The sequence below is a fragment of the Paraburkholderia sp. BCC1876 genome (assembly GCF_902833695.1).
GTDB lineage: Bacteria > Pseudomonadota > Gammaproteobacteria > Burkholderiales > Burkholderiaceae > Paraburkholderia.
In genome coordinates this window covers 161,942-187,882 of record NZ_CADFGI010000012.1, presented here as the reverse complement: position 1 = coordinate 187,882, position 25,941 = coordinate 161,942, and the positions used below count along the sequence as shown (strand labels likewise).

General features: G+C 64.2%; 23 protein-coding genes. 4 read left to right on the top strand and 19 right to left on the bottom strand.

What is annotated here, in order from left to right; genetic code table 11:
* Positions 1 to 224: 224 nt before the first annotated feature.
* From HWY05_RS32275 to HWY05_RS32235, 9 genes are all read right to left on the bottom strand, one after another.
* The gene (locus tag HWY05_RS32275) at positions 225 to 2,147 is read right to left on the bottom strand and encodes a PrkA family serine protein kinase (RefSeq protein ID WP_035545810.1); all 1,923 of its coding nucleotides are present in this window, start codon (positions 2,145 to 2,147) and stop codon (positions 225 to 227) included.
* Positions 2,148 to 3,115: 968 nt separating this feature from the next.
* Entirely contained in the window at positions 3,116 to 3,877 is a 762-nt protein-coding gene (locus tag HWY05_RS32270) for a hydratase (RefSeq protein WP_176060881.1), read from the bottom strand.
* Between the two features lie 441 nt (positions 3,878 to 4,318).
* Positions 4,319 to 6,136, bottom strand: coding sequence for a methyl-accepting chemotaxis protein (locus HWY05_RS32265; protein WP_176060880.1), 1,818 nt, complete (start codon positions 6,134 to 6,136; stop codon positions 4,319 to 4,321).
* Positions 6,137 to 6,503: 367 nt separating this feature from the next.
* Positions 6,504 to 7,544 (bottom strand): LacI family DNA-binding transcriptional regulator, encoded by a 1,041-nt coding sequence (locus tag HWY05_RS32260; protein WP_035545817.1) that lies wholly within the window; start codon positions 7,542 to 7,544, stop codon positions 6,504 to 6,506.
* Positions 7,545 to 7,723: 179 nt separating this feature from the next.
* Complete coding sequence (locus HWY05_RS32255; protein WP_176060879.1) at positions 7,724 to 8,779, bottom strand: ABC transporter permease; 1,056 nt, start codon at positions 8,777 to 8,779, stop codon at positions 7,724 to 7,726.
* Positions 8,776 to 10,371 carry a sugar ABC transporter ATP-binding protein gene (locus HWY05_RS32250; protein ID WP_176060878.1) on the bottom strand — a complete coding sequence of 532 codons (1,596 nt, stop codon included), beginning with the start codon at positions 10,369 to 10,371 and terminating at the stop codon, positions 8,776 to 8,778. Before HWY05_RS32250 ends, HWY05_RS32255 begins: the two co-directional genes overlap by 4 nt.
* Before the next feature lie 362 nt (positions 10,372 to 10,733).
* Positions 10,734 to 11,696: a sugar ABC transporter substrate-binding protein gene (locus HWY05_RS32245; protein ID WP_035545824.1), complete on the bottom strand. Its 963-nt coding sequence runs from the start codon at positions 11,694 to 11,696 to the stop codon at positions 10,734 to 10,736.
* A gap of 334 nt (positions 11,697 to 12,030) precedes the next feature.
* Complete coding sequence (corA, locus tag HWY05_RS32240) at positions 12,031 to 13,008, bottom strand: magnesium/cobalt transporter CorA (protein ID WP_176060877.1); 978 nt, start codon at positions 13,006 to 13,008, stop codon at positions 12,031 to 12,033.
* 169 nt (positions 13,009 to 13,177) lie between these two features.
* Positions 13,178 to 13,663, bottom strand: coding sequence for a hypothetical protein (locus tag HWY05_RS32235; RefSeq protein ID WP_176060876.1), 486 nt, complete (start codon positions 13,661 to 13,663; stop codon positions 13,178 to 13,180).
* A gap of 357 nt (positions 13,664 to 14,020) precedes the next feature.
* On the opposite strand from HWY05_RS32235, the gene cydX reads away from it, so the two are divergent.
* Positions 14,021 to 14,167 (top strand): cytochrome bd-I oxidase subunit CydX, encoded by a 147-nt coding sequence (gene cydX / locus HWY05_RS32230; RefSeq protein ID WP_176060875.1) that lies wholly within the window; start codon positions 14,021 to 14,023, stop codon positions 14,165 to 14,167.
* Complete coding sequence (locus HWY05_RS32225; protein ID WP_176060874.1) at positions 14,164 to 14,784, top strand: ATP-binding protein; 621 nt, start codon at positions 14,164 to 14,166, stop codon at positions 14,782 to 14,784. Before cydX ends, HWY05_RS32225 begins: the two co-directional genes overlap by 4 nt.
* Positions 14,785 to 14,980: 196 nt before the next feature.
* Here the strand turns inward: HWY05_RS32225 and HWY05_RS32220 are convergent, their stop codons facing one another.
* From HWY05_RS32220 to HWY05_RS32210, 3 genes are all read right to left on the bottom strand, one after another.
* On the bottom strand, positions 14,981 to 16,078 hold the full coding sequence (locus HWY05_RS32220) for a saccharopine dehydrogenase C-terminal domain-containing protein (RefSeq protein WP_035545833.1): 1,098 nt from the start codon (positions 16,076 to 16,078) through the stop codon (positions 14,981 to 14,983).
* A 244-nt stretch (positions 16,079 to 16,322) separates the two neighbouring features.
* Positions 16,323 to 16,781 (bottom strand): Lrp/AsnC family transcriptional regulator, encoded by a 459-nt coding sequence (locus HWY05_RS32215; RefSeq protein ID WP_035545836.1) that lies wholly within the window; start codon positions 16,779 to 16,781, stop codon positions 16,323 to 16,325.
* Between the two features lie 79 nt (positions 16,782 to 16,860).
* Entirely contained in the window at positions 16,861 to 17,745 is an 885-nt protein-coding gene (locus tag HWY05_RS32210) for a LysR family transcriptional regulator (protein ID WP_176060873.1), read from the bottom strand.
* A 173-nt stretch (positions 17,746 to 17,918) separates the two neighbouring features.
* Here HWY05_RS32210 and HWY05_RS32205 point away from each other — a divergent pair, with 173 nt between their 5' ends.
* Together HWY05_RS32205 and HWY05_RS32200 are read left to right on the top strand one after the other, a co-directional pair.
* The gene (locus HWY05_RS32205; protein ID WP_176060872.1) at positions 17,919 to 18,437 is read left to right on the top strand and encodes a Spy/CpxP family protein refolding chaperone; all 519 of its coding nucleotides are present in this window, start codon (positions 17,919 to 17,921) and stop codon (positions 18,435 to 18,437) included.
* A gap of 267 nt (positions 18,438 to 18,704) precedes the next feature.
* A complete protein-coding gene (locus HWY05_RS32200; protein ID WP_176060871.1) occupies positions 18,705 to 19,142 on the top strand; it encodes a PGDYG domain-containing protein in 438 nt (145 codons plus the stop codon).
* 33 nt (positions 19,143 to 19,175) lie between these two features.
* On the opposite strand, the gene HWY05_RS32195 is transcribed toward HWY05_RS32200, so the two are convergent.
* The 7 genes from HWY05_RS32195 to HWY05_RS32165 form a co-directional block, all read right to left on the bottom strand.
* Complete coding sequence (locus HWY05_RS32195) at positions 19,176 to 19,541, bottom strand: DUF3022 domain-containing protein (protein ID WP_035545844.1); 366 nt, start codon at positions 19,539 to 19,541, stop codon at positions 19,176 to 19,178.
* 75 nt (positions 19,542 to 19,616) lie between these two features.
* On the bottom strand, positions 19,617 to 20,453 hold the full coding sequence (locus HWY05_RS32190; RefSeq protein ID WP_176060870.1) for a YhfC family intramembrane metalloprotease: 837 nt from the start codon (positions 20,451 to 20,453) through the stop codon (positions 19,617 to 19,619).
* 60 nt (positions 20,454 to 20,513) lie between these two features.
* Positions 20,514 to 21,677 (bottom strand): LacI family DNA-binding transcriptional regulator, encoded by a 1,164-nt coding sequence (locus HWY05_RS32185; protein ID WP_176060869.1) that lies wholly within the window; start codon positions 21,675 to 21,677, stop codon positions 20,514 to 20,516.
* 31 nt (positions 21,678 to 21,708) lie between these two features.
* Positions 21,709 to 22,674 carry a D-glycerate dehydrogenase gene (locus HWY05_RS32180; RefSeq protein WP_176060868.1) on the bottom strand — a complete coding sequence of 322 codons (966 nt, stop codon included), beginning with the start codon at positions 22,672 to 22,674 and terminating at the stop codon, positions 21,709 to 21,711.
* 4 nt (positions 22,675 to 22,678) lie between these two features.
* Positions 22,679 to 23,974 carry an MFS transporter gene (locus HWY05_RS32175; protein WP_176060867.1) on the bottom strand — a complete coding sequence of 432 codons (1,296 nt, stop codon included), beginning with the start codon at positions 23,972 to 23,974 and terminating at the stop codon, positions 22,679 to 22,681.
* A 128-nt stretch (positions 23,975 to 24,102) separates the two neighbouring features.
* Positions 24,103 to 25,092 (bottom strand): sugar kinase, encoded by a 990-nt coding sequence (locus HWY05_RS32170; RefSeq protein WP_176060866.1) that lies wholly within the window; start codon positions 25,090 to 25,092, stop codon positions 24,103 to 24,105.
* A 69-nt stretch (positions 25,093 to 25,161) separates the two neighbouring features.
* Entirely contained in the window at positions 25,162 to 25,935 is a 774-nt protein-coding gene (locus HWY05_RS32165; protein ID WP_176060865.1) for a TIM barrel protein, read from the bottom strand.
* Positions 25,936 to 25,941 lie beyond the last annotated feature (6 nt).

Genomic DNA, 25,941 nt, shown 5'->3' with positions numbered 1-25,941 from the left:
CCGGTCTCCCTTGTCGGTCCAGGTTAGCGCTTTAGCGTTGACCTGGACCCCATGCAGAGCATGTCGGCCGGCATTGGCGCCTGGTGCCAATGACTTACCCACACACGCCGCACTAATTTCCGGTGCGCGAGACGCACGCTGCCTGATGCAACGCTATGTCCATGCAGCTTGCGCCTCGCAGGGTGCCCGCGCGGTCGGACCACGCGGGCGGCACGCGGTGCATTTCATGACGACTTGCGCACGCGCAGATACCAGTCACACAGCAAGCGCACCTGCTTCGGCGTATAGCCCTTCGTCACCATGCGATTGACGAAGTCTTCGTGCTTGCGTTGCTCTTCCGCCGAACCCTTGGCGTTGAACGAGATCACCGGCAACAACTCTTCCGTGTTCGAGAACATCTTCTTTTCGATCACGACGCGCAGCTTCTCGTAGCTGATCCACGCGGGATTCTTCCCCGCATTCGCAGCACGCGCACGCAGCACGAAGTTCACGATCTCGTTGCGGAAGTCCTTCGGGTTGCTGATGCCCGCGGGTTTCTCGATCTTCTCCAGCTCAGCGTTCAACGCCGCGCGGTCGAAGCTCTCGCCGGTGTCGTGGTCGCGGAATTCCTGATCCTGAATCCAGAAGTCCGCGTACGTCACATAGCGATCGAAGATGTTCTGACCATACTCGGAATACGACTCCAGGTACGCGGTCTGAATCTCCTTGCCGATGAACTCGGCATAGCGCGACGCGAGCACGTCTTTAATGAACGACAGATACTTCTGTTCGGTTTCCGGCGGGAACTGCTCGCGTTCGATCTGCTGTTCGAGCACGTACATCAGATGCACCGGATTGGCCGCGACCTCGGTCGAATCGAAGTTGAACACCCGCGACATGATCTTGAACGCGAAGCGGGTCGACACACCAGTCATGCCTTCGTCCACGCCCGCGAAATCGCGGTACTCCTGGTACGATTTGGCCTTCGGATCGGTGTCCTTCAGGTTCTCGCCGTCATACACCTGCATCTTCGAGAACAGGCTCGAATTCTCCGGCTCCTGCAGGCGCGTGAGCACCGACATCTGCGCCATCATCTTCAGCGTGCCCGGTGCGCAGACCGCATTCGCCAGCGACGAATTGCGCAGCAGCTTCTCGTAGATCTTGACCTCTTCACCGTAGCGCAGGCAATACGGCACCTTCACGACGAAGATCCGGTCGAGCAGTGCTTCGTTGTTGCGGTTGTTACGGAAGGCCTTCCATTCCGACTCGTTCGAGTGCGCGAGGATCACGCCGTCGAACGGAATCGCACCGAACCCTTCCGTGCCCTTGAAGTTGCCTTCCTGGGTGGCGGTCAGCAACGGGTGCAGGACCTTGATCGGCGCCTTGAACATTTCGACGAACTCGAGTAGCCCCTGATTGGCGAGACACAGGCCACCGGAGTAGCTGTACGCGTCCGCGTCGTCTTGTGCGTACTGTTCGAGCTTGCGGATGTCGACCTTGCCGACCAGCGACGAAATGTCCTGGTTGTTTTCGTCGCCCGGCTCGGTCTTGGCGATACCGATCTGGCGAAGGATCGACGGGTAGCGGCGCACCACCTTGAACTTGCGGATGTCGCCGTTGTATTCGTGCAGGCGCTTCACCGCCCACGGACTCAGAATGCTTTTCAGGTAGCGGCGTGGAATGCCGAACTGCTCTTCGAGGATCGGACCGTCCTCGTCGTAATCGAACAACCCGAGCGGCGACTCGTTGACGGGCGAACCCTTGATCGAGTAAAAAGGCACGCGCTCCATGAGCTGCTTCAAACGCTCCGCGATCGACGATTTACCACCGCCGACCGGGCCTAACAGATACAGAATCTGTTTCCTTTCCTCGAGCCCCTGGGCCGAGTGCCGGAAGTACGCGACCACCTGCTCGATCACGTCCTCCATTCCGTAGAACTCACGGAACGCGGGGTATACCTTGATGACCTTGTTCGCGAAGATACGCGACGTGCGCGGATCGTTGCGAGTGTCAATCTGTTCCGGTTCCCCGATTGCCGTCAACATGCGTTCGCCAGCAGTGGCGTACGCGGCGGGATTGTCTTTGCAGAGCGCGAGATACTCCTCGAGCGAGAGTTCATCTTCTCGCGTTTTTTCGAAGCGGGTCGCGAAACTGCTGTAGATATCCATGCTACCTCCTCGCCGAAGTCTAGACCGATGTCGTGCGCGGCGCGCTATTCGGAAACGACATCGCTCGAATTCATCCTAAACCCTTTTAAATTTTTTTTCACGAACTACGTTGCGAAAATCGCGCCGCATTCGCCTCCCGACATTCCTCACTTGGAAACACACTTTCCACCACCTACAATCTTGCGCTCACATCGTAGCAATCGATGCGCACGCTTGCTGCCTGTTTTACGGCCTGAATCGCAACCTGGTTCGCGACCTGGCCGTCAACGTTCACACTGCCCGGCTCGTGTCACACCGCTCACCTGGCACTGCTGCTCAGTGCGCGTACAACGTGCCATTGCGCCGCTCGTCCCGTTACATCGAACGATCGCACTGCGATATCGGACGCCCTGTCTGCATGCGCACACTTTGTTGCTGAAAGCGTGGACCGCATGCGCGTTTTCGACACGTCGCTCGAACTCGATCCGCCTCTTTTCCACAACGCGCGACATCGGCATTCCGACTACAACGCACGCTGCCTGTTACATGTTCATTTGCCATTCCGGTCGATAGCGCGATTGAACACCAGGTCGTGTCGTCAGGCTGTTCGTCACCATGCGGCCCATTTTGTTCCGCGCTTTCCGTGTTACATGACAAACACGCCAAGTGTCGTCGCGCGCGTCATGCATGTTTTGCGCGCGGTCCATTGCATGTTTCGTATTAACCGTGTCGTCAACAGGGTTAGCCGCTGCCCTGCCTCGATGCCTCTATAACTGGATGACGGCGACGCGGCCAACGGCTTTCATAGGTGTATACGGCAAAGCCGCCGCGACAGATGCGACAAATGTAAAACGGCCGCCCGTGGGCAGCCGTTTGTTTGAAGCGCGGTCATGAAGAGGGAAAGGTGACGGGCGAATGTGACAAGCGCCGCTGCCCCATGACAAGCCAGGGTGAAAGGTCACCGCAACGAGCGGAAACCCGCGGCCTGCTCAGGTCAGTTCAATCTCCACCTCTCCGAGGCCGTCGATGTAACCGCGCACGAGTCCCGGTTCGGCCAGCTTGATGCCGCCGACGTACGAGCCCGTCGTGATCGTCCATTCAGGCTCGATGGTGATGCCCATTGCGGCGCAGTGGTTGACGAACCACACCAGCAGCTCGCGCGGGTCGCCGGCCGGGTTACCGGTGGCCTCCGGCAACAGCGAGTTGCCGTTGAAGCTCAGTGCCAGTTCAGGCGAAACGAAATCGAAGCCGCGCGCGAGGCCCGCATAGGCCACCGCGTGACCGGTGATCAGCGCGCCGTTGTTCTGCGCGTCGGCCAGTTGTGCGAGCGGTGCGACATTCGGCCATTCCGCGAAGCGGCTATCGACGATCTCGATGGCGGGCAGCACGACGCCGACTTTCGACAGCACTTCGTCGCGCGCATAGGCGCGGCCGCGCGGCTCGATCGCTTCGGCGAAACGGAACGCGATCTCCAGTTCCACCAGCACGCGGAAGAAAGCGCCATGCGCGGCCCGCGCCGGCGACGGCAGCACCAGCGCAGCCGGAATCGGCGCGCCCGCGCCGGGGCCGCCCGGCGCTCTCGCGCCGATCTTCCAGGCGCCGGTCACGTCGCCGAGGCCCGCGATAACCGCCTGCTGGATCCCATACGCGGTGGCCGCGTCGGGCGGCAGGCTGTCGGGTGCGGGCGCTTCGATCAGCCGATGCTGCCGGCGTGCTTCGACGAGGCGTTGCGCAAGATCGTATTGCGTCATGTCGGTCCTTTAGGGCTGGCGCGTTGAGCGGTTCGTTAAGCGGTTGACGGCGGCATGCGGTTGAGTGGAGGCCGGGCGCTGCGGCAGAGGCCAGCGGCGCGCGTGCCGTTCGGTTTGACTTCGGCTGACTTCGGCTGACGATTCGCGGCGACGCTACCCTCGCGGCGCGGTGCAGTTCGTGGCCGAGCCCGCCCGTCAATGTACCGGATCATGGCGTCCGCCAGGGTGCAGGTTGCAGTCGGGTTGTGATCGTGTCGCAGTCGGGTAGCCATCAGGTTCGCGATCGCGGACCTGATTTGATGCGCCCATCATGAAAAAAACCGCGACTGCAGGCGCAATCGCGGTTTCGGGGTCAACGGGTGGCGATCATCCGCGACGCTACGCTTCGATCTGACGCGCCGCCGGCAATGAATGTTGCAACGCGCGCCGGATCGAGCCGGATCAGAAGGTTTCCCAATCCTGGTCGCTGCCGGCGCTGGCCGTCGTCATCGCCTTGGCGGGCGCGCGCGCGGGTGCCGCGGCGGGCGCTTTGGGTGCGGTAGCGGCTTGCGGCGCCGCATGCGCGGGCTGCTGGGCAGCGGCCGGCGCGGCGGACTGTGACGTCGAATGCGACGGCGAATGCGACGCAGCCGCCGGACGCGACGTCTTGCGCGCCGCCGTCGAGCGCACCGGCGCACTCATCCGCTTCGGCGCGCTGACCGGCGCCTTGTAACCGCCTTCGTCGACCTGGAACACCGACACGGCGGTGCGCAGCTTGCCGGCCTGATCTTCGAGCGACGACGCGGCAGCCGCCGCCTCTTCCACCAGCGCGGCGTTCTGCTGCGTCACTTCGTCCATCTGCGTGACGGCGCGCGCTACCTGGTCGATGCCGCTGCTCTGCTCTTCCGACGCCGCGGCGATCTCGCCCATGATGTCGGTCACGCGCTGCACCGCACTGATGATCTCGGTCATCGTGCGGCCGGCTTCGTCCACCAGCGCCGAGCCCGACTGCACACGCTCGACCGAGGTGTCGATCAGTTCCTTGATTTCCTTCGCCGCCGCCGACGAGCGCTGCGCGAGGCTGCGCACTTCGCCTGCCACGACCGCGAAGCCGCGCCCTTCTTCGCCGGCCCGCGCCGCTTCCACGGCCGCATTCAGGGCCAGGATGTTGGTCTGGAACGCGATCCCTTCGATGATCGAGATGATGTCGGCAATCTTCGCCGAACTCTGATTGATATCGCCCATCGTGCCGACCACCTGGCCGACCACCGCGCTGCCCTTGTTGGCGATCTCCGACGCATTGGCCGCGAGCGAACTCGCCTGGCGCGCGTTGTCGGCGTTCTGTTTGACCGTGCCGGTCAGCTGTTCCATGCTCGACGCGGTTTCCTGCAGCGCCGAGGCCTGCTCTTCGGTCCGCGACGACAGGTCGATATTGCCGGCCGCGATCTGGCGAGTGGCGGTCGCGATCGATTCGCTGCCGCTGCGCACCGTACGCACCGTTTCGGTGAGGCTGCGCTGCATCTTCGCGATGCCTTCGAGCAACTGCCCCATTTCGTCACGCGACGTGACGATCACCGGGCGGCGCAGATCGCCGCCGGCGATCGCGTCGAAGTGGCCGAGCGCTTCGCCGAGCGGCCGGGCGATCGCGCGGCTGAGCGTCAGGTAGGAGAACGCGGCGGCGACCACGCCGAGCAGCAACGCGCCGATGCTGACGAGGCGGAACGTTTCGAAGCTGCCCTGCGCGGAGTCGTAACCGGCCTTCGCCGACGTGAACTGGTATTTGCGCAGCGCGTCGTCGGCGTTGGCGAGGTCGTTGTAGGTCGCCTGCAGGCGCTGGGCGTTGGCCACGACCTTCGGCTGGTCGCTCGCGGCGATCGTCGCCGAGAAGCCGTCCATGGTCTGGTGCAGCGTATCGCGCTTGCTGACCACGTCCTGCGCGAGCCGGTCTTCGTCGGGGTCGCGCGGCAGGTCCATATACTTTTTCCACCACATGTCGGACGTGGCGCGCATCGAGCGCGCCCGCTCCAGCGTCGGCGCCGCGTCGGGCGTGCCGATCATGAACGCGGCGCGATCGAGCGCGAGGCGTTCACGCGCCGCGAACAGCTCGGCGTTACCGATATCGACCGCGCTCGGCATGGCGTTAGTGAAGGTGTCCTTGTAGGCGTCGTTCGAACGGCTCATGCCGAACAGACCGAAAACACCGATGGCAACCAGCAGCGCGGCGAGAAAAGCCATCGTAAGGCCAATCCGCGCCTTGATCGTGATGCCTTTGTTCAACATGCTTAATCCTGTACTTAGACGAAATGAGAGGCTGCGTACGCAGCGCGGGGTAGCGTGTGGCGTCTGCGTGTGGCGCTTATTGAGAGAGCGCTCTAATAGTCCCGTTTACGGCATTCCGACTGCATACTTGAAGGATTTATATAGTATGAAGAAAGCAGATGAAAGGAATTGGAAGGAATTACAAGAAGCTGACAGCGGCCAGCGTGTCACGGCGTGACGGAGGGAATGCAGAACACGTGAAGGTGTGTCGCTGTGGAGAAATAGGCGGGTTTTGAGCGTGCGGTGAAGGTTGAGCGGCTGACGCCGCCCTCGCTCCGATGCCTGAAGTGGCGCTATCGCCAATGCCGACGCTAACGCCGGCTCAGCCTCAGGCCGCCAGATCGCGCGTGGCCGCGCCGGCCCACGTCGCCGTGGATTCGCGCACGATCAGCCGTGGCGACACCACGCGCCGGCGGCCCGGCGCGCGCGGATTGCCCGCCGAGGTCCCGGCAATGCGTTCGATCAGCGTCTGCGCGGCCATATCGCCGAGCGCGCGCACCGACTGCCCGACCGTCGACAGCGCCGGGTAGGTGAAACGTCCCAACTCGATATCGTCGAAGCCGATGATCGAGCAATCGCGCGGCACGCTGATATTGCGCTCCGCCGCGGCGCGCAACGCGCCGATGCCCATCATGTCGTTACCCGCGAAAATCGCCGACGGCCGCACGGTATCGAACAGTTGCCCGGCCGCACGATGGCCACCGGTGCCCGAAAAATCGCTTTCGACGATCGCATCGGGCGGAATCTCGATGCCCCGCTCCGTCATCGCGCGGATGAAGCCGTGCACCCGCATCGCGCTGACCGCCGTCTGCACCGGCCCGGTGATACACCCGATCCGCACGTGCCCCAGTTCCAGCAAATGACGGGTGGCCAGATACGCGCCCTTCTCATGGTCGATCTGCACCAGATCGGCGTTCAGACCTTCGATATTACGGTCCACGATCACCAGCGGCTCGTGCGAGTCGGCGAGCGTCTGCGCGAGCACGGCGTCGTCGCCGGCCGACGCGACGATCAGCCCGTCGATGCGCTTCTCCTGCAGCACGCGCAGATAGTTACGCTGCTTGGCCGGATCGTCGTCGGAATTGCAGAAGAACAGGCAGTAGCCGTTGCGCGAGCAACCGTCTTCGATACCGCGGGCCATTTCCGCGAAATACGGGTTCGTGCTGTTCGGCACCACCAGTCCGATCGTCGCCGTGGCGCGCGCCTTCAGCGAACGGGCCACAGCCGACGGAACATAGTGAAGCTGACGGATCGCGTGTTCGACCTTCGCGCGCACGTCGGCCGACACCGGGCGCGAGTTGTTCACCACGTGCGATACCGTCGTGAAAGACACGCCCGCCACAGCCGCTACATCCTTGATCGTCGCCATAACCTGTTGCTCTCCTGCCTGTAGTTCCCGCGGTCGTTCCCGCCGTCCACGCCGCCTCGCGGCCCACCGGACGTCCTCATCGAAGACCGACCCAACCTATGAAAACCGCTGCCTGACCGCTCATGACCCATCGGCTGTCCGGCTCACGCCGCAGCGTCAGCCCATCCGACTCCTGCAATTCACGCCCGCTTGCGGCGGCTGCGGTAGGTATCCAGCACCACCGCCACCACGATCACCGCGCCGGTGATCATCCGCTTGGTCGGCTCGTTCGCGCCGATCTGCGCGAGACCGGCCGCCAGCACCGAAATGATCAACACGCCGAAAAAGGTGCTGATCACCGAGCCGCGTCCGCCCATCAAACTCGTGCCGCCGATCACCACCGCCGCGATCACCTGCAACTCCACGCCGACGCCCGCGTTCGGGTCGGCCGCTTCCAGACGCGAAATCTGGAACAGCGCGGCGAGCCCCGCGAGCGCGCCCATCAGCGCGAACACGATGACCTTGTAGGGCCGCGGATTGACGCCCGCGAGCCGCACCGCTTCCTCATTCGTGCCGATGCCGACCAGATAGCGGCCGAACACCGTGCGCGTGAGCACCAGTTGCGCGACGATCATCACCGCCACCGCGATCAGGAAGGCCGGCGAAATGCCGAGCGCGATCGGGTTCGACAGAAAATCGAACGCGTCGCCGATATACGCGGTGCGCGAGTTCGTCATCTGATACGCCATGCCGCGCGCCGCTTCGAGCACACCGAGCGACACGATGAACGACGGAATCCGCCAGCCCACCGTCACCGCGCCGGTGATCGTGCCGGTCAGCGCGGCCGCGGCCACGCCGAGCAACGCCGACGGAAACGGCCCCCAGCCCCACTTCAACGCGGCCACGCTCACCACCGACGCGCCCAGCGCCAGCACCGAGCCAACCGACAGATCGATCCCGGCGATGATCAGCACGAAGGTCATGCCCACCGACATCACCACCAGATCCGGAATCTGGTTGGCGATCGTGCTGAACGTGTCGTACGTGAAGAAGTGCGAACTCAGTACGGAAAACAGCGCGATCATCGCCAGCAACGCGCCGGCCAGACCCAGATAGTTCGACAGGCCCAGCCGCGTACCGGCCGGTTTGCCGTTCGCGAGCGGCGCCGACGGATCGGCCGGCGGCGTCACGTTCGCCGGGCTCTGCTTGCCTTGCTGGCCTTCGCCCTTCTTGTCCGGCAACGATTGATCGTTCATGAGCCACTCCCTGCCTGGTGGGTATCGGGGGCGTGCAGCAACGCTTCGCGGCTGCGGTAGCCGGCAAATGCCGCGGCCAGCAACGCATCCTGCGACCAGCTATCGCGCTCGAACACCCCCGTCATGCTGCCCGCGGACATCACGCCGATCCGGTCGCAGATCAGCATCAGCTCACGCAGGTCGCTCGACACCACGACGAGCGCGCGCCCTTCCCGCGCCAGCGCGCCCATCAAGCCATAAATATCGAACTTCGCGCCGACGTCGATGCCGCGCGTGGGTTCGTCGAATAACAGCACGCGGCAATCGCGCGCCAGCCAGCGGCCGATCACGACCTTCTGCTGATTGCCGCCCGACAGCTCGCCGACAATCTGCGCCGGGCCCGAACTGCGAATCCGCATCGCGTCGATCTGCCTCTGCGCAAGCGCGTTCTCGCGCTTCGCGTCGACCACGCCATGCCGCGCCACGCTGCCGATGTTGCCGAGCGAAACATTGGCCGCGATCGGCTGCGGCAACAGCAGGCCTTCGCCCTTGCGGTCTTCGGTGATCAGCGCGATCCCCGCGCGCACCGCGTCCGACGGCGAGTCGATCTGCACCGGCGTAGGCACGGCGCCCGGCGTCGCCGCCAGCGCCACGCTGCCGCTGTCTTTCTGATCGGCGCCGTAGATCAGCCGCATCAGCTCGGTGCGCCCCGCGCCGATCAGACCGCTGATGCCGAAAATCTCACCCGCGCGTACCTCGAACGACATGTCGCGCACCACCTTGCCGCGCGCGAGCCGGTCCACTTTCAGCAACGGCGCGCCGATGTTGCGCACGCCCAGATCGATCCGCTCGCCGAGTTCGCGACCCACCATCCACGTGACGATCTGGTCGCTCGTGAGGTTGGCCATCGCGTCGACATGCACCAGCCGGCCGTCGCGCAACACCGCGATCTGTTCGGCGACCCGCGCCAGCTCTTCGAGCCGGTGCGAGATGTAGACCAGCGCCACGCCGCGCGCCTTGAGACGGTCGATCTGTTCGAACAGCAGATCGACTTCGCGCGCGGTCAGCATCGCGGTCGGTTCGTCGAGGATCAGCACGCGGCAGTCGTCGATCAGATTGCGCGCGATTTCCACCATCTGCTGATGACCGATACCGAGTTCGCCGACCAGCGTGTCCGGGTCGATCGCATCCAGCCCGACCTGCGCCATCGCCATGCGCGCATCGTCACGCAGCTTGCGGCGGTCGATCCAGCCGAAACTGAACGCACCCGCGCGCGGCAAGCGGTTCAGGAACAGGTTTTCGGCCACCGACAAGGTCGGCAGCAGATTCAACTCCTGCATCACCATGCGCACGCCGAGCCGCTCGGCGTCGGTGCGGCTCGACGGCGCGTAAGGCTCGCCGCCGAGGCGCATCGTGCCGGCGGTCGGGTCCACGAGCCCGCCGATAATTTTGGACAGCGTACTCTTGCCCGCGCCGTTCTCGCCGGTCAGCGCCAATACCTCGCCGGCGCGCAGCGACAGCGAGACATCGGCGAGCACCGGTTCGGCATAGGTCTTGCCGATACCGCTGACGGACAGTACGGCAGGCAAGGCGTCGTGGTCGGTTGAATCCATTGCAATCCTGGTTCATGGCGGCCAGGTCGGCCTCACGCGCTTTCGCTCGCATGAAGCCGACGCCGGCCGCCACGTGTCATGCCGGCCCAATGCGCGGAATGCGCGGGCGCCAACGGCCGCGCCCCCTCCCGCCGCGCAGCCACCGTCATGACGCTTACCTCTGGATTTAACGGCGGCCCGGCAGGTTTCTTGAGCGTTTATTGAATAGACGCGAATTCACGCGTTGGTGCGATGCAGACTGCATGCAGCGGCGCCGGCGCGATTTCGCGTGGCTGAGACGGCCTCCCGGGCGATGTCGCCCGGGAGGTTGACTATCTGATTACTCGATTACTCGACTGCCTGACTGCCTGATGGCGTGACCCTTACTTCGTCACCAGATCGCACGGCGTTTCCACCACGCCGGACAACTGCGATTGCTTCTTGTGCTCGCTGATCGCCTTCAGCGCGGTATCGATACCGAACACGGCCTGCTTGGCGGCGTATTGATCCGCCGTAGCCAGTACACGGCCGTCTTTCAGCATCGGCTTGATCGCGCCGATGTTGTCGTAGCCGACCACCAGCACCTTGCCCTGCTTGCCGGCCGCGCGCACCGCCGAGACTGCGCCGATCGCCATGTTGTCGTTACCGGCGAGCAGTGCCTTCAGGTTCGGATATTCATTGAGCATGGCCGACGCGACCGCGTTGCCCTTGTCGATTTCCCATTCACCCGATTGCACCGACACGACCTTCGCGCCGACCGTCTGCATCGCGTCCTTGAAGCCCGCGGTGCGCTGTTGCGCATTGGTGGTGGTCGATACGCCTTCGATAATGCCGACCTCGTCGCCGGCCTTCAGTTTCTTCGCCAGGTAGTCGCCGACCTTCTGCGCGCCCTTGCGGTTATCCGGACCGACGAACGGCACGTTCAGGTCCTTCGACTTGAGCACGTCCGGGTCGAGCCGGTTGTCGATGTTCACGACGATGATGCCCGCGTCCACCGCCTTCTTGACGACCGGCACCAGCGCTTTCGAATCAGCCGGCGCCAGCACGATCGCGTCGACCTTCGAGACGATCATCTGCTCGACGATGCGGATCTGGTTGGCGGTATCGGTCTCGTCCTTGATACCGTTGGTGATCAGGTCGAACTGGGACGGGTTGTGTTTCTGATAGTCCTTCGCGCCGTTTTCCATGGTCAGGAAAAACTCGTTGGCGAGCGACTTCATCACCAGCGCGACTCTCGGCTTGTGCGCGGGCGCGCTCTGCGCGTACGCGGACGACAGCGGCAAGCCCGCGGTAGCGGTGACGAGGACGGCGGCCGTCAACAGGCGGCGGCGAATGCGTTGGTTCATGCACATCTCCAGGGTTGTCGGGCTCTAACAGGAGCCGTATTTTTAGCAATGCGCAAACGTTTGCGAGGCCTATTCTCAGCGTAGTCTTTCCGGAATGTCAACGATTCACGGTGTTGCAACGCACCGCGTTGCCGCATGCGCGGCGGTGCGTTGCAGTCGATCGAATCGAACCGGCGCGCCGGGTAAGCGCGCCGGCAGGCTGAGTGTGGCAAGGATCCCTCGCTCGGTCCGCGCGTAGTCGTTTTGCCGCCGGCTGCAAGATCGACAGCCGGCGGGCCGCTTATGCTGGACTTTTATTGCGTGCGGTGCAAGCGGGGACAACGAGAGGCACGCGTTACAGCCAGCCCGCCTTGCGGAACCGCCAGTACAGCACGCAGTCGACCCCGAACATCACGGCCAGACACAGCGGATAGCCGTACTTGTAGTGCAGTTCGGGGATGCTCTGAAAATTCATCCCGTAGATGCCGGCGATCATGGTCGGCACCGCGAACAGCGCCGCGAACGAGCCGAGCCGCTTGGTCACCTCGCTCTCGGCCAGCGAGATCATGCCGAGATTGACCTGCACGGCGGTGACCACCAGTTCGCGGCGGCCGTCGATGATCTTGACGATCCGTTCGAGGTGATCGTAGACGTCGCGAAAGTACGCCTGCATGCCTTCGCAAATGCTCGGAATGCGTCCGCCGGTCAGCTTGCTGATCGCTTCCTGCAACGGCGCGATATGGTGTTGCAGGATCACGAGGCGGCGTTTGAGCGAATACAGCTCCTGAATGATTTCACGCGATGCCACCGAATTGTTGCGCTCGAAAATGCGGTCTTCGAGCGCTTCGATCTCCGTGTTCAGCGCCTCGATGATCGGGAAGTAACGATCGACGATGTCGTCGGCCAGCGCGTACAGCACGAACGCGGAACCTTCCTTGAGCAGTTGCGGCTCGCGCTCGCAGCGGGCGCGCACGTTCTGAAAACCGGCACGCGAGCCGCGACGCACGGAGAGCACATAGTTTTTGCCGACGAACACGTCGACTTCGCCGATCAGCAGTTCGCCCTCCTCGTCCATTTCGACGGTGTGCATGACGGCGAACAGCGACTCGCCGTACTCCTCGATCTTGGGGCTCTGGTGACCGTTCTGCGCGTCTTCGATTGCGAGTTCGTGGAGGTTGAATTCGTGCTTCATCACGGCCAGTTCGGCCGGCTCCGGGTCTTTCAGCGCGACCCAGACGAAACACTCGGGCCGCGCTACGTAGTCGCTGATGCTATCGATGTCGATATCGGCCAGCTTTCTGCCGTCCTGATAGGCGGCGCAATTGATCAGCATGATGGATTACCTTGAAAACGGAAACAGACCGCCGGGGCTCGCAGGGTGCGTGCCTGGCGTCGGGATCTGCGGGAGTTGAGTCGACGTACCCGCCATGTTAAAGGCGCAGCGTGAACGTCTTGTATTCATTTGTTAAACGTGGCTTGTCGGGCCTGGCGCACGGCGGTCGTTACTGGGCGACCCGGCGCAGCGCGATGCGATGCTCTTCGTTGAAGACGATCGACGCGCGGTTCGTGTAGCGCGTGTCCGCCGTCACCGTAAAGCGCATTTCGACGACCGGATCGAACTGCGTGGACACGCCGATGCGATGCACGCCCGGGCTGAGATAGAAGACCACGTGCTCGCCGTTCATCAGATCGGTGACCTGCTCGCCGTCGATATACACCAGCGCATCGCGAAAGCGCACGATCACGTCGCGCGAACGTTCGCGCCGCACGTCGACCGCGACGAGTCCGTCGCCCCGCTCGGTGTAGCCGGGCTGGATGATGCGCGCGGCCGGCACCGCCTTGAACGGCACCGGCTCGGCCGGCGCGGCGGCGCAACCGGCAAGCAGCGCGACGCTCAACGTGACGGCCGGCACGACAGCGGACGCGGCAGCCGACGCGGCAAGCGCGAGCAACGCAGCCCGGAAGTGGCAATGCAGGCGCTGAGGCATGTGGTTCTCCCTGGTGGTCGGTTGTCGTGCCGGGTTTTGTTATGGGTATGTTGGATGTTGATTTGCCATCCTGAATGCTCCCGCTTACACATTGCCAGGCATGATAGCAACGCGCGGCCGTTCTGCCACCCTGGCCGGATGGCCAACCCCGGCCCGACCTCACCCCGCCCTCTTGCATGACGCCGCATTCTTCTTCATGATCGCTGCAAAGGGACGCTTGCGCAGGTCCGGCGCGTTACGGATTTACCCTCGGTTGCAAGGCGCACCAGCCTCGCTCGTCAGCATGGTCTTCGCCATCGCGTCTATGCGCAATGCGTCACTATGCGCATCGGCGGATAGTCGATCAAGGAGATTGCAATGTGGTACTTCACCTGGATTCTCGGCATTGGCGTGGCGCTGGGCTTCGGCATCATCAACGTGATGTGGCTGGAAGCCGGCGGCAAGTTCGCGCGTGACCCGCAGCTCGGCGCCGCCTCGGCCACGCCGGAGGACAAGTCTGCGTGACTTATCTGGTGTTCGTTTGCGGTCACGCGGGCACGGGCAAGACCACGCTCGCGAAAAAGCTGTTCGGCCCGCTGACGCAGGCGAGCGGCACGCCCTTCTGCCTGCTCGACAAGGACACGCTCTACGGCGGCTATAGCGCGGCCGCGATGGCCATGCTGACCGGCGACCCGAACGACCGCGACAGCCCGCTGTTCCTGCAGCATCTGCGCGACCCGGAATATCGCAGCCTGATCGACACGGCCCGCGACAACCTCGAACTCGGCGTAAGCGCGCTGGTGGTCGCCCCGCTGTCGCGCGAAGTGCGGGAACGGCGCCTGTTCGATCGCGCGTGGCTGGGGGTCGGCGAGAAGGTCACGCTCAGGGTCGTGTGGGTCGATACGGAGGAAGAAACCGCGCATCGGCGTATCGTCGAGCGCGGCAATCCGAACGACGCGTACAAGCTCGCGCATTGGGACGAATACCGGCAGCGCCGCTTCGTGCCGGGCGGCGAAGTGTGCGACGATCTGTTGACGTTCGACAATACCGCGCCAACTTCGGCGGATTACGAGGCTTTGCTCGCGCGGATTATCGTCGAGCCTTATCCGGCGGCTACGATGCAACCGCCGTTGCCGGTGTAGCTGGCGTTGGCGTTGGCGTTGCACTTACGCAAGCAAGCGCGGTTTGAAAGTCACCTCAGCGTCACCCTCAACATCGCCTGACATCGCGCGAACCTCCCGCAAAAACAAAAACGCCCCGCATGACTCACCGTCAATGCGGAGCGTTTCCACGACCCTGGGCTCAAAACCTCCCCACGTCTCGCAACGCAGCCCAGCCTTAAACCGTCGCCATCGTATCCAGCGACTGCCCTTCATACAGCTGCCCAAACCGGTTCGCGAGGAAGTCGCGCAGCGACACCTGCTCCTGGCGCACGAAACCGCTTTGCGGCAGCTTCTTCTCGCGGAACAGGTCGAGCACCGCGCACATCGCGCCGGCCGTGGTGATCTGGATCGCGCTCATCGGCACGCCGCACACCGTCTTCGCGAAGATCTTGCGGGTGAACACTTCCTGCACCAGTTGACCGTCACGCATGCCGCTCACGGTGATGAACACCAGCACCACGTCCTGCGCGGTCGACGGCACCGAACGGCGCATGATGTTCTTCAGCGTGTCGCGGTCGGTGGCGAGGCGCAGGTCTTCGAGCAGGAACTGCATCAGATTGCGGTGGCCCGGATAGCGCACCGACTTGTAGTCGAGCGATTCGACGCGGCCCGCCAGCGTTTCGCACAGCGTGCCGAGGCCGCCGGACGTATTGAAGGCTTCGTATTCGGTGCCGTCGAGCGAAAAATGTTCGAGGCCTTCGAGCGGCTGCACCCACTGCGTGCGGCTGTCGCGAATCGCTTCGCACGGCTGGCAGTACTCGTTGATCAGACCGTCGACGCTCCACGTCAGGTTGTACTTCAGCGCATTGGTCGGGAATTCCGGCAGCGCACCGACCCGCATCTTGACGTCGCGGATTTCGGTAAAGCGGTTCGCCAGTTCGTGCGCCGCGATGCCGATGAAGCCCGGCGCGAGACCGCACTGCGGCATGAACGCGTGATCGGCCGTCTCCGCGATTTCACGGATCGCCGAAGTGGCGCGCACGTCTTCGGTCAGGTCGAAGTAATGCACGCCCGCGCCCTTGGCCGCCGACGCCACGTTCACCGCGAGGTAATACGGCAACGCGTTGACAAGCGCGTCGAAGCCATGCACGGCGGCGCGCAGCGCGGCGGCATCGGCGGAGTCGACGCGCTGCGTCGGAATCCCCTGGGCGGCGAGCTTGTCGAGCGCGTGCTGATCGCGGTCGAACGCGACGACTTCGTAGTCGCCGGTCTCGCGCAACATGTGGGCGATGGTGTGACCGATCAAACCTGCGCCAACGATGGCTACTTTCATGCGCTTCTCCTGATTCTCTAACTGCTGTCTCCAGCTTGGGAAGTGCGCTGCGCTGTGGCGCGGCGCCCGGCGGGCTGAACCCTTGAGCAACAGTTTAGGGAGAAGCAAAAACACTTCATACGCGCAAAATGCTGCGATATGACCATGAACTTCGACGTTATGACGAACAGATCAGTCGATATGTCGAAAAGTTGTTAAAACGGCGTAAACGGCAAGGGCCGACAAGAGACGACGAGCCGCCCGCTCACACCGTACCGCGATCGATCTTGCGCGCCAGAATGATCGAGGTCGTCGTGCGCTCCACGCCCTCCAACCCGCCGATCTGATCGAGCAGATCGTTCAGACGGTCGGGCGAATCGGCGCGCAGCCATGCGACGTAATCGAACTCGCCGCTCACCGCGCACAGCAGTTGCACTTCCGGCATCTTGCCGAGCCGCTTCTGCACGGCTGGCCCGTGCCTGGGCGCGATGATGATGCCGACATAGGCGACGATGCTCGAGTCGAGCACGTCCTGCCCAAGCCGCACGCTATAGCCGGCGATCACGTTGCTGCGTTCGAGCCGCGCGATGCGCGCAATCACGGTGGTGCGCGCCACGTCGAGCTGGCGCGCGAGATTGGCGACGCTTTCGCGGGCGTTGGCTTGCAGCAGCGCAACGAGGTTGCGGTCGAGGTCGTCGAGTTGGTCGAGGCGCGGAGGTCTCATCGCGGGCGAAAGAAGGAGGTCAAAGGTGGAGCGGATTATCGCGCGTCTTGAGCGGCGGGCGGTGAAGTCGTGCGATGGTTCACACGCCGAAACGCTCGATCACGAAGTCGATAAAACTGGTGAGCTTCGGCGTGGCGCGCCGGTCGCGCGGATAGACCAGATGAACCGGTGCGCCGTCGGGCAAATAATCCTCCAGCACGGACACCAGCTCGCCGCTGGCAATCTCCCGCGCGAGCAGCGCCTCCGGCTGCAACACCAGGCCGAATCCGCGCAACGCGGCCACCTTCAGCGCCTGGCCGTTGTTCGCGCGGAATCGCCCGGCGCGCAGCTGGTTTTCCGCGACGGTCTCGCCGTCCAGCCGCCACAAACCTTCGCGGCCCCAGTGCAGAAAACCCAGACATTCGTGATCCACCAGATCGGCCGGCGTGCGCGGCGTGCCGACCCGCTCAAGATATGCCGGCGACGCGCACGCGCGCATCCGGTAAGGTTTCAGCGGCCGCGCGACGAAACTCGAATCCGCCAGATGACCGATCCGCACCGACGCGTCGAAGCCCTCTTCCACCAGATCGATCACGCGGTTCGACAGATCGAGTTCGAGGATCACGTCCGGCCACGCGGTGAGGTAGTCGGTCATGGCCGGCGCGAAGACTTCGACGCCATAGGTCAGCGGCACGGTCACCTTGAGCACGCCGCGCGGCGCGGCGGCCATTGCCTCGGCGAGTGACTCGGCATTCTTCACGTCGGCCAGAATGCGCCGGCATTGCTCGTAATACTGGCGGCCGATCTCCGTCAAACTTTGCCGGCGTGTGGTGCGTGTCAGCAGCCGCGTGGCCAGCCGGGTTTCGAGCGCGCGGATATGTTTACCAACCATTGCCGACGAAATGTCAAACCGCTCGGCCGCCGCCGTCAGGCTGCCAGCCTCGACCACCGCGACGAAGATTTCCATGCTGACGAATTTATCCACCCGCTATTTCCTGTTGGTTTCGGTTGTAAGCGTTTGTCGCATAAGCGGCGCATTGTAGGGATATCGTGATACTAATAGCGGCGACGGCAAATGGGCAGCCGGCCGCATCGACGCGAGGCGGGCCGCTCGCCACACGCGCCTTGTCCCAATTCGAATAGACATCAGGAGTTTCGATGAAAAAAGCACTGGTAATGCTGGCCACCGCAGTCGCCATGAGCGGCGCGTTCGCACAAACCCCCGCGCCGGCATCGGCATCGGCACCGGCCGGCGCCATGGCGGCCCCCGCCGGCAAAGCCGGCCACGAGCGCAATGTCGAAGACCGGATCGCCTACCTGCACTCGCAACTGAAGATCACCTCGGCGCAGGAATCGCAATGGAACGCTTTCGCCGACGTCATGCGCAGCAACGGCGAGACGATGGGCCAGTTGTTCCAGCAACGCAAGGCCGCGGGCAATCTGTCCGCGATCGACGACATGAAGCAATACGCTTCGATCGCGCAAGCCCATGCGGATGGCATGAAGAAGCTGGTCGACGCGTTCGACCCGCTGTATAGCAGCTTCTCGCCCGAGCAGAAGAAGCTGGCCGACGTGACGTTCCATCAGCCGGGCGGTCCGAACGCCGCTGCGCGTCATCACGGCAAGGGCAAGGCCGGCAAGGCTGCACCGGCGCCGGCGAGCGACGCGGCGCAGTAATCGCGCGGAGCGATGCTTAGGTAATTCGGTCGTTCAGCAGTAAGAAGGGCGAGCGGCGCGAGCATTCGTGCCGCTCGCCCTGTTCTTTTTTGGGGACCGGCGAGTGCTTCGTCGCGCGCTTATCGCGCTACCCAACCCAAAACAAACCGATCGCCGGATCCATCTGGCATGATGCGAGTTCGCGGCCTCCGGCAACGGGTTCAGAGACACCTCGTCGCGATCCCCTGCCCGCACGCTGCCATCACCATCTCTATCTCTGCCCGCTTCATGAACGAACTGAAAAATCTCGATCTGAGTCAAGATCCGCACGCCCGTCGCGTCGTGAAAGACGAAACCGTGAACGTCGAATTCGCCGCCGTCGAAGGCGAACTGATGAGCCTCGAAGGCCCGAACCGTTATGTCCCGGGCGACGCGCTGATCACCGGATCGACCGGCGACCGCTGGGTCGTTTCGCGCGAACGCTTCGACGCCAAGTACGTCCCCGCCGACGCCGCGCTCGCGCACGGCGAAGCGGGCGCCTACCGCAACCGTCCGGCCGTCGTACTCGCCAGGCAGATGACCGAAGCGTTCTCGCTCGCGCGCTCCGCCGCCGGCGGCGACGTGCTGCGCGGTGTCGCCGGCGACTGGATCATGCAATACGCGCCCGGCGATTACGGCGTGGTCCAGGCCGCACGCTTCGCGAAGGTTTATCGGCTTGCCGATTGAGGGAGCTTGGGCCTGAAGTTCACGCCCCAGGCCTCAAGCAAACTCGTCGCCAAGATCCACCGTAACGTCACGCGGCACCGCCTCACCGTTCGCATACTGTTCTTCGAGCGAGCCGATACTCGCTTCGACATACGCGCGCAACACAGCAAAGCTGCGGCCGCGCAACCGTGCCGGCGTCGCGCGATAACGCGCCAGCGCAGCCGGCGTGATCGCCACCGTCATCACGATGCGGCGCGCCGCCGCGCCGAAACGCATCGCCACCCAGTGAATCGCCAGCGTCGGCGTGCCATCTTCCGCCGCGCGCTGGATGAACTGCGTCTGCTCGGGAAACAGATCGCTGATGACTCGCGCCAATTCCTCGAACTCGGGATTCGCGCAGTCGTATTGGTAAGCTTCCATGGGAAGGGTCCAGAGGTCATGCTGAAGGGTCGGCCGCTCACGCGGAGCCGCCGACGAGATAACACCGCGGCCGGATTATGCCGCGACCGCCGGCCGCCGGTACGTTCTGAACAACACCCCCACGACGATCAACGCGCCCAGCGCATACACGCCATCCACCGCGGCGAGCGGCACCAGTTGCGCCTGGAACAGCGCGGCGGGCACATCCACCAGCGCATGCAGCAGGATCGCGAGCGGCAGGATGCCGCGCCAGCCGGCGCGCAGACCGCGCCACATCAGCACCGACAAACCAATCTGGAAGATCAGCGCGGCCACGCGTTCGAGCGCGAAAATCCCGGCCGTCTGCGGCGTCAGACTGGCGAGAATCAGATGGATGCGCATCACCGAATCGGTCGGCAGGTTGCTCAGGTAGCCGTCCAGTTCGCCGCGATTTTCGAACACCGCGAACAGAATCCATTGAATCTGTACCAGCACACCGACCAGCCATGCTTCCGCGCCGCCATGGCCCAAGCCGTAGGTCAGCGCGGTACCGTCGTCGCCGCGCGCGGCCGCGCTGTCCGACGTGATCGACGTAGTCGACGCCGCTTTAGCAGCGGCGCGCTTGAGCAGCAGCCGCATACCGATGAAACGCCCCACTTCTTCGCAGATACCCGCGGCCAGCGCGCCGTACACCACGAAGACCAGCGGATTGGCCAGGAAGGTGGCGGTCGCCTCGTTCCGATGCAGCACGTAGTCGTTCAATGCCCGCTCGATCACCATCGCGAACAACGCGAAGATCGCGATACCGGTGATCGCATCACGCGGCCTCAGCGCGAGCGGCCGGCGCAGACGACGGTAGATCAGGAAAGGTAAGGCGGCGACCAGCAGCGTCGCGACGGCGAGACTGGAGAGGGTAAGCGGTGCTACAACCATGAGTGTCCTTGCAATGACCGGCGCGCACCCGCTGCGCGCCGCAGCCCGAATGATCGCAGATCAGCGCGAAGTTGACGCGCGAACGATCAATTCTCCCGGCAGCAGACAGTCGCGCGCGGAGGTCTGAACGCCTTCGATGCGCTCGTGCAGGAACTCGACCGCGCGGTAGCCGATCTCGTAGGTCGGCTGGCGGATCGTCGTCACGCCGGTCAATTCGGCCCAGTCGGGGTCGTCGATGGAAAGCAGCGCGACGCGGCTTTGCCAGTCGGCGCCGTAGCGGGCTTTCAGGTGCAGCGCGAGACACAGCGCGACTGGCGCGTTGGCGGCGAATAGCGCGATGCGGCGCGGGTATGGGCCAACGGGAATAGCTGCCTCCCCTGGCTTCGCCAGATTGCCGCCGCGGCCTGAACGGCCCGCGTTCGTGGCGGCGTCGATCGCGCGATCCAGTTCGGCGAGGCTGCGTTCGACTTCGGCCGTATCTGCGAGATTCAGCACCAGCGTATGCCCACGCGCGCCGCCTTTACCGCCCTGCTGGCCTGGAGCAACTTGCCCCGTTTGCCCCGTTTGCCCAACGTGCGCGCTCATCGCCTCACGAAACGCCGCCTCGCGCAATTGCCGCGAGCTGACCTGCTCGAACGGTTGAACGGCAAACCAGATTTCGTCGAAGCCGTTTTCGAGCAGATGCCGTGTGCCCAACTCAGCCGCCGCGCGATTGTCCAGCCCCACCATATCGGCGACCAGCCCATCGACCAGACGATCCACCAGCACCGCCGGAATCCCGCTGCCGACCACCGGCCGCAACGTCTCCTCACGCACGCCAAGCGCGTTGACGATCACGCCTTCTACCCGATACGTGGTCAGCAGTTGCAGATAGCGCCGCTCCATTTCGACTTCGTTGGCGGCATGGCAGATCAGCGGCATCAGACCGAGCGCGTGACAGGCCGCTTCCACGCCTTGCAGCACTTCGACCGTGTAGGGATTGGTCAGGTCGGCGAGCAGCATGCCGATCAACCGGTTGCGGCCGCGCTTGAGGCCGCGCGCCATCTGGTTCGGCTGATAGTCGAGCCGCGCGATCGCGGCCTCGATCCGTGCGCGCAACTCCGGCGACAACACGCTCATCTCGCCGTTCAGATAGCGCGAGATGCTGGTCTTGCCGGTGCCGGCTTCACGCGCGACGTCGGTAATCGTCGCGCGGCGCGGCGCGGTGTGCGGTGTCGTGCTCATCGGCGCCTCGCCAGGCCGTTCACGCGTTGCCTCACTGGCCCAGAACCTCACGATTGACGATGTTATTCGCGAGCGTCCCTTGCAACGCGGCGACCAGATTTTCCGCCGCGTTGCGCGCCATCGCGTGACGCGTCTCATGGGTCGCCGAGCCGATGTGCGGCAGCGCGACCACGTTCGCGAGCTTCAACAGCGGCGAGTCGGCCGGCAGCGGTTCGGTCTCGAACACGTCGAGTCCCGCGCCGCGAATCGTGCCGTTTTGCAGCGCCTCGATCAGCGCCGGTTCGTCGACGGTCGCACCGCGCGACGCGTTGATCAGAATCGCGCCCGGCTTCATCGACCTGAGTTCGGCCGCGCCGATCAGATGCTTCGTCTCAGCCGTGAGCGGCACTTGCAGGCAGACGAAATCGGCCGTGGCCAGCAGCTCCGCCAGCTCGACGCGCCGCGCGCCGTAAGCCTGTTCGGCCTGCGGATTCGCGCTGCGGTTGGTGTACAGCACCTTCATGTTGAAGCCCAGCGCCGCGCGCCGCGCGACCGCGCCGCCGATGCGCCCCAGGCCGACGATGCCGAGCGTCTTGCCCTGCACGTCGACGCCGAACTGAGCCGGCCCGATGCTCTGGCGCCACTCGCCCGCTTTCACCCAGTCGGCGAGTTCGACCACCCGGCGCGCCGAAGCGAGAATCAACGAAAACACGGTATCGGCCGTGGATTCGGTCAGCACGTCCGGCGTGTGCGCGAGCACGATGCCACGACGCGTCAGATCGGCGACGTCGAACTGATCGAAGCCCACCGAGATGGTCGACAGCGCCTTGAGCCGCGTCGCGCCTTCGAGCATGGCCGGCGTGATCTTCACGCTCGAACCGATGCCGCCGTCCGCGTCTCGCAGCGCCGCGACGAACGCGTCGTGCTGAGCTGCATCGACCTGCACGACTTCCCCATGCTGCTGCAGATACGCGAGCACATCTTCGGGCAGCGGCTTCCAGGCGACGATCTTCTTCATCAGCTTATTTTCCTTGCAACGGTGTAGCGAGCGGGGCCGCGTTGTTCGGCGTCTGATCCTGCGGCTGCGGCTTGACGATCAGCGTCAGGATCACCGCGGCGACCAGCGCCACGCTCATGAATGCATACGACGCCGACGGTGAACCGGTGGCGCCGTTCAGATAACCGACCACATACGAGCCGACGAACGAGCCGAGCGCGCCCATGCTGTTGATCAGCGCCATGGCGCCGCCCGCGACGTTCTTCGGCAGCAACTCCGGCACGATCGCGAAGAACGGCCCGTACGGCGCGTACATCGCACCGCCGGCGATCACCAGCAGCGCATACGAGAGCCAGAAGTGCGTGGAACCGAGTGCGTACGACGCCGCGAACGCCACCGCGCCGACCAGCAGGAACGGCCACACGAACACTTTGCGGCGATTGAGTTTATCCGATGCCCACGAAGCTGCAAGCATCGCGATGGTCGCGGCCAGATACGGCAGCGCCGAGAGCCAGCCGGTTTCGACCATGCCGAGCGTCGAACCGTTCTTCAGGATCGACGGCAGCCACAGCACGAAGCCGTACACGCCGATACTCCAGCAGAAATATTGCGCGCACAGCTTGATCACCGCGGGATTGCGAAACGCCTCGCTATAGTTGCGCACCGGCTTGATCGCGGCCTGCTCGGCGCGCAGCGTTTGCGCGAGATCGTCCTTTTGCTGCTGGGTCAGCCACGACACCTGTTGCGGCTTGTCCTGCACGATGAACCACCAGCACACTGCCCAGATGATCGCGGGCGCGCCCTCGGCGATGAACATGTGACGCCAGCCGAACGAATGCACCAGATAGCCGGACACGACCGACATCCACAGCACGGTGACCGGATTGCCGAGAATCAGGAAGGTGTTGGCGCGCGAGCGTTCACCCTTGGTGAACCAGTTGCTGATGAAGATCAGCATGGCCGGCATCACCGCGGCCTCGACCACGCCGAGCGCGAAGCGGATCACCATCAGCGACGGAATATTGCTGACCATGCCGGTCAGTGCCGCGCAGCCGCCCCACAGCACGAGGCTCCAGAACACGAGCTTCTTGACGCTGCGGCGTTCGGCGTAGATCGCACCGGGAATCTGGAAGAAGAAATAGCCGAGGAAGAACAGCGCGCCAATCAGCGACGCCAACCCTTTGCTGATGCCGAGATCCTGGTTGATGCCGGCCGCCGACGCGAAGCCGAAGTTCGCGCGGTCCAGGTAAGCGAGGCTGTAGGTGATGAATACGATCGGCATGATCGTCCACCAGCGGCGAATCGCGAGCGATGAGGTCATGGGTGTCTCCTTTGACGGCTTCCCGAAACAATGATGAACGGTCATGGGGCGCGGTTCGGCGCGCTCTTGGTGTTGGGGGTTGGGCGTTGGGGCTCGGCGGTTGGGGGCCTAACGCTGCCGCTCGTCGTTCACAACGCGGTCGCGACCGACGGCACGTCGGCCAGTTCGAGCGCGTCGAGTTCGGCGCGGGTCGGCAAGCCTTCCGAATCGCCGATCACCTGAATCGCCAGCGCGCCGATGCGATTGCCGCGCGCCACGGCTTGCGGCAGCGTGCGGCCTTCGAGCAGCGCGCTGACCACGCCGACCGCGAAACCATCGCCCGCGCCGACCGTATCCACCACCTTCGCGACCGGGCGGCCGGGAATCATCGCGGCATCGTCGGCGGTGCGGAAATACGCGCCTTGTGCGCCGAGTTTGATGATCACGCCGCGCGCGCCCTGGTCGAGATAGAACTTCGCGATGTCGTCCGGCTTCGTGTAGCCGGTCAGAATTTCGCCCTCGCCAATGCCGGGCAGCACCCAGTCGGCCAGCGCGGCCAGCGCATTCAAACCGTCGACCATCGCGGCGCGTGACGGCCACAAGGTCGGGCGCAGATTCGGGTCGAACGAAATCGTCTTGCCGGCGGTGCGCATTTCGCGCGCGAGATGAAACGCGAGTTCACGCGAACTCGCCGAGATCGCCGGGGCCACGCCGGTCAGGTGCAGGTGACGCGCGGGCAGCACATAGTCCGTCGCGTAGTCCGCCAACGACAGATGACTCGCCGCCGAGCCTTTGCGGAAGTACTCGATCGCCGGGTCGCTGCCGTCGTCGTTTTTCGACTTCAACTGGAAGCCGGTCGGATAGTGTTCGTCGGTCGTCACGCAGCGCTGATCGATGCCCTCTTTCGTCAACGTATCGCGCACGAACTGGCCGAACGAGTCGCTGCCGACGCGGCTCATCCAGCCCACCTTGAAGCCGAGCCGCGACAGGCCGATCGCCACATTCAGATCGGCGCCGGCGACGCGCTTGGTGAACTGCCCGACCGCCGCGAGCGCGCCGGTTTCGGCGGCTACGAACATGGCCATGGCTTCGCCGTAGGTGATGACGTCGAGTGCTGCGTGGGGGTTGGTGTTGCTCATGCTTCGCTCCTGCATTGATTCGCTGTGTGCTGTTTTCTCTACCGCGTTCTCTCAGGTCCCGCGCACCGCTTACGCCGCCGCCAGCCACGCGACGTAATGCGCCGCGTCCGCATCGATACGATTCGTCTCGAACGGAAACTCAATACCGCGCGGCACAGTCCGCGGCAGCGCGTCGAGCACCGCGGCGAACTGCGCATCGTCGGCGGCCGGGGCGGCGGAAAAACGCCGCGCGCCCTCGCCCGTCGTCGTCTTGCAATGGATATAGTCGACGTGCGCCGCCAACGGCCCGGCCGCGTCGAGCGGCGCGACATCGCGCCAGGCCCAGTTGCCGATGTCGAAGGTCATGCCGAGCAGGTCCGCGTGGCCCTCGCGCGCCAGCGCGTCGAACAGGCCGACGAACTGGTCGAGCGAACCGCCCTCGGCCAGTTGCCCGTTTTCGACGACCAGTCGCAGATCGGCGCAACGCAGGTGGTCGGCGATCACGGCCGCGTTGGCCTCACGGGCAAAACCGCCCAGTTGCAGCTTCACGAAGCGCGCGCCGAGCGCCAACGCTTCTTCGATCGACAGACGCAGCGCATCGGCGTCTAGCGTGCCGTCTGCCGCGTATAGCGAGGCCGGCGTCGAGTACACGCACCACAAACCCAGCGCGGCGATCCGCTCACCGAGTTCGCGCAGCTTGTGCGGGACGGCGTCGGTTTCTTCGGCGAACAACTCGCGACGCACTTCGAAACCCGTCGCACCGGCTTGCCGGCTCGCTTCCGCCCACTTCAGATGACCGTGCGCACGTACCGCGTCCATCCCGAACGCGCTGGCGACGATCACCACGTCCACTGCGTCAGTCATGTCGAA

Excerpts from the sequence above, each read along its gene's own strand:
- HWY05_RS32275 (WP_035545810.1), bottom strand. The coding sequence starts at position 2,147 with ATGGATATCTACAGCAGTTTCGCGACCCGCTTCGAAAAAACGCGAGAA.
- HWY05_RS32270 (WP_176060881.1), bottom strand. The coding sequence starts at position 3,877 with ATGACGCAATACGATCTTGCGCAACGCCTCGTCGAAGCACGCCGGCAG.
- HWY05_RS32265 (WP_176060880.1), bottom strand. The coding sequence starts at position 6,136 with ATGTTGAACAAAGGCATCACGATCAAGGCGCGGATTGGCCTTACGATG.
- HWY05_RS32260 (WP_035545817.1), bottom strand. The coding sequence starts at position 7,544 with ATGGCGACGATCAAGGATGTAGCGGCTGTGGCGGGCGTGTCTTTCACG.
- HWY05_RS32255 (WP_176060879.1), bottom strand. The coding sequence starts at position 8,779 with ATGAACGATCAATCGTTGCCGGACAAGAAGGGCGAAGGCCAGCAAGGC.
- HWY05_RS32250 (WP_176060878.1), bottom strand. The coding sequence starts at position 10,371 with ATGGATTCAACCGACCACGACGCCTTGCCTGCCGTACTGTCCGTCAGC.
- HWY05_RS32245 (WP_035545824.1), bottom strand. The coding sequence starts at position 11,696 with ATGAACCAACGCATTCGCCGCCGCCTGTTGACGGCCGCCGTCCTCGTC.
- corA (WP_176060877.1), bottom strand. The coding sequence starts at position 13,008 with ATGCTGATCAATTGCGCCGCCTATCAGGACGGCAGAAAGCTGGCCGAT.
- HWY05_RS32235 (WP_176060876.1), bottom strand. The coding sequence starts at position 13,663 with ATGCCTCAGCGCCTGCATTGCCACTTCCGGGCTGCGTTGCTCGCGCTT.
- cydX (WP_176060875.1), top strand. The coding sequence starts at position 14,021 with ATGTGGTACTTCACCTGGATTCTCGGCATTGGCGTGGCGCTGGGCTTC.
- HWY05_RS32220 (WP_035545833.1), bottom strand. The coding sequence starts at position 16,078 with ATGAAAGTAGCCATCGTTGGCGCAGGTTTGATCGGTCACACCATCGCC.
- HWY05_RS32215 (WP_035545836.1), bottom strand. The coding sequence starts at position 16,781 with ATGAGACCTCCGCGCCTCGACCAACTCGACGACCTCGACCGCAACCTC.
- HWY05_RS32205 (WP_176060872.1), top strand. The coding sequence starts at position 17,919 with ATGAAAAAAGCACTGGTAATGCTGGCCACCGCAGTCGCCATGAGCGGC.
- HWY05_RS32200 (WP_176060871.1), top strand. The coding sequence starts at position 18,705 with ATGAACGAACTGAAAAATCTCGATCTGAGTCAAGATCCGCACGCCCGT.
- HWY05_RS32195 (WP_035545844.1), bottom strand. The coding sequence starts at position 19,541 with ATGGAAGCTTACCAATACGACTGCGCGAATCCCGAGTTCGAGGAATTG.
- HWY05_RS32190 (WP_176060870.1), bottom strand. The coding sequence starts at position 20,453 with ATGGTTGTAGCACCGCTTACCCTCTCCAGTCTCGCCGTCGCGACGCTG.
- HWY05_RS32185 (WP_176060869.1), bottom strand. The coding sequence starts at position 21,677 with ATGAGCACGACACCGCACACCGCGCCGCGCCGCGCGACGATTACCGAC.
- HWY05_RS32180 (WP_176060868.1), bottom strand. The coding sequence starts at position 22,674 with ATGAAGAAGATCGTCGCCTGGAAGCCGCTGCCCGAAGATGTGCTCGCG.
- HWY05_RS32175 (WP_176060867.1), bottom strand. The coding sequence starts at position 23,974 with ATGACCTCATCGCTCGCGATTCGCCGCTGGTGGACGATCATGCCGATC.
- HWY05_RS32170 (WP_176060866.1), bottom strand. The coding sequence starts at position 25,092 with ATGAGCAACACCAACCCCCACGCAGCACTCGACGTCATCACCTACGGC.
- HWY05_RS32165 (WP_176060865.1), bottom strand. The coding sequence starts at position 25,935 with ATGACTGACGCAGTGGACGTGGTGATCGTCGCCAGCGCGTTCGGGATG.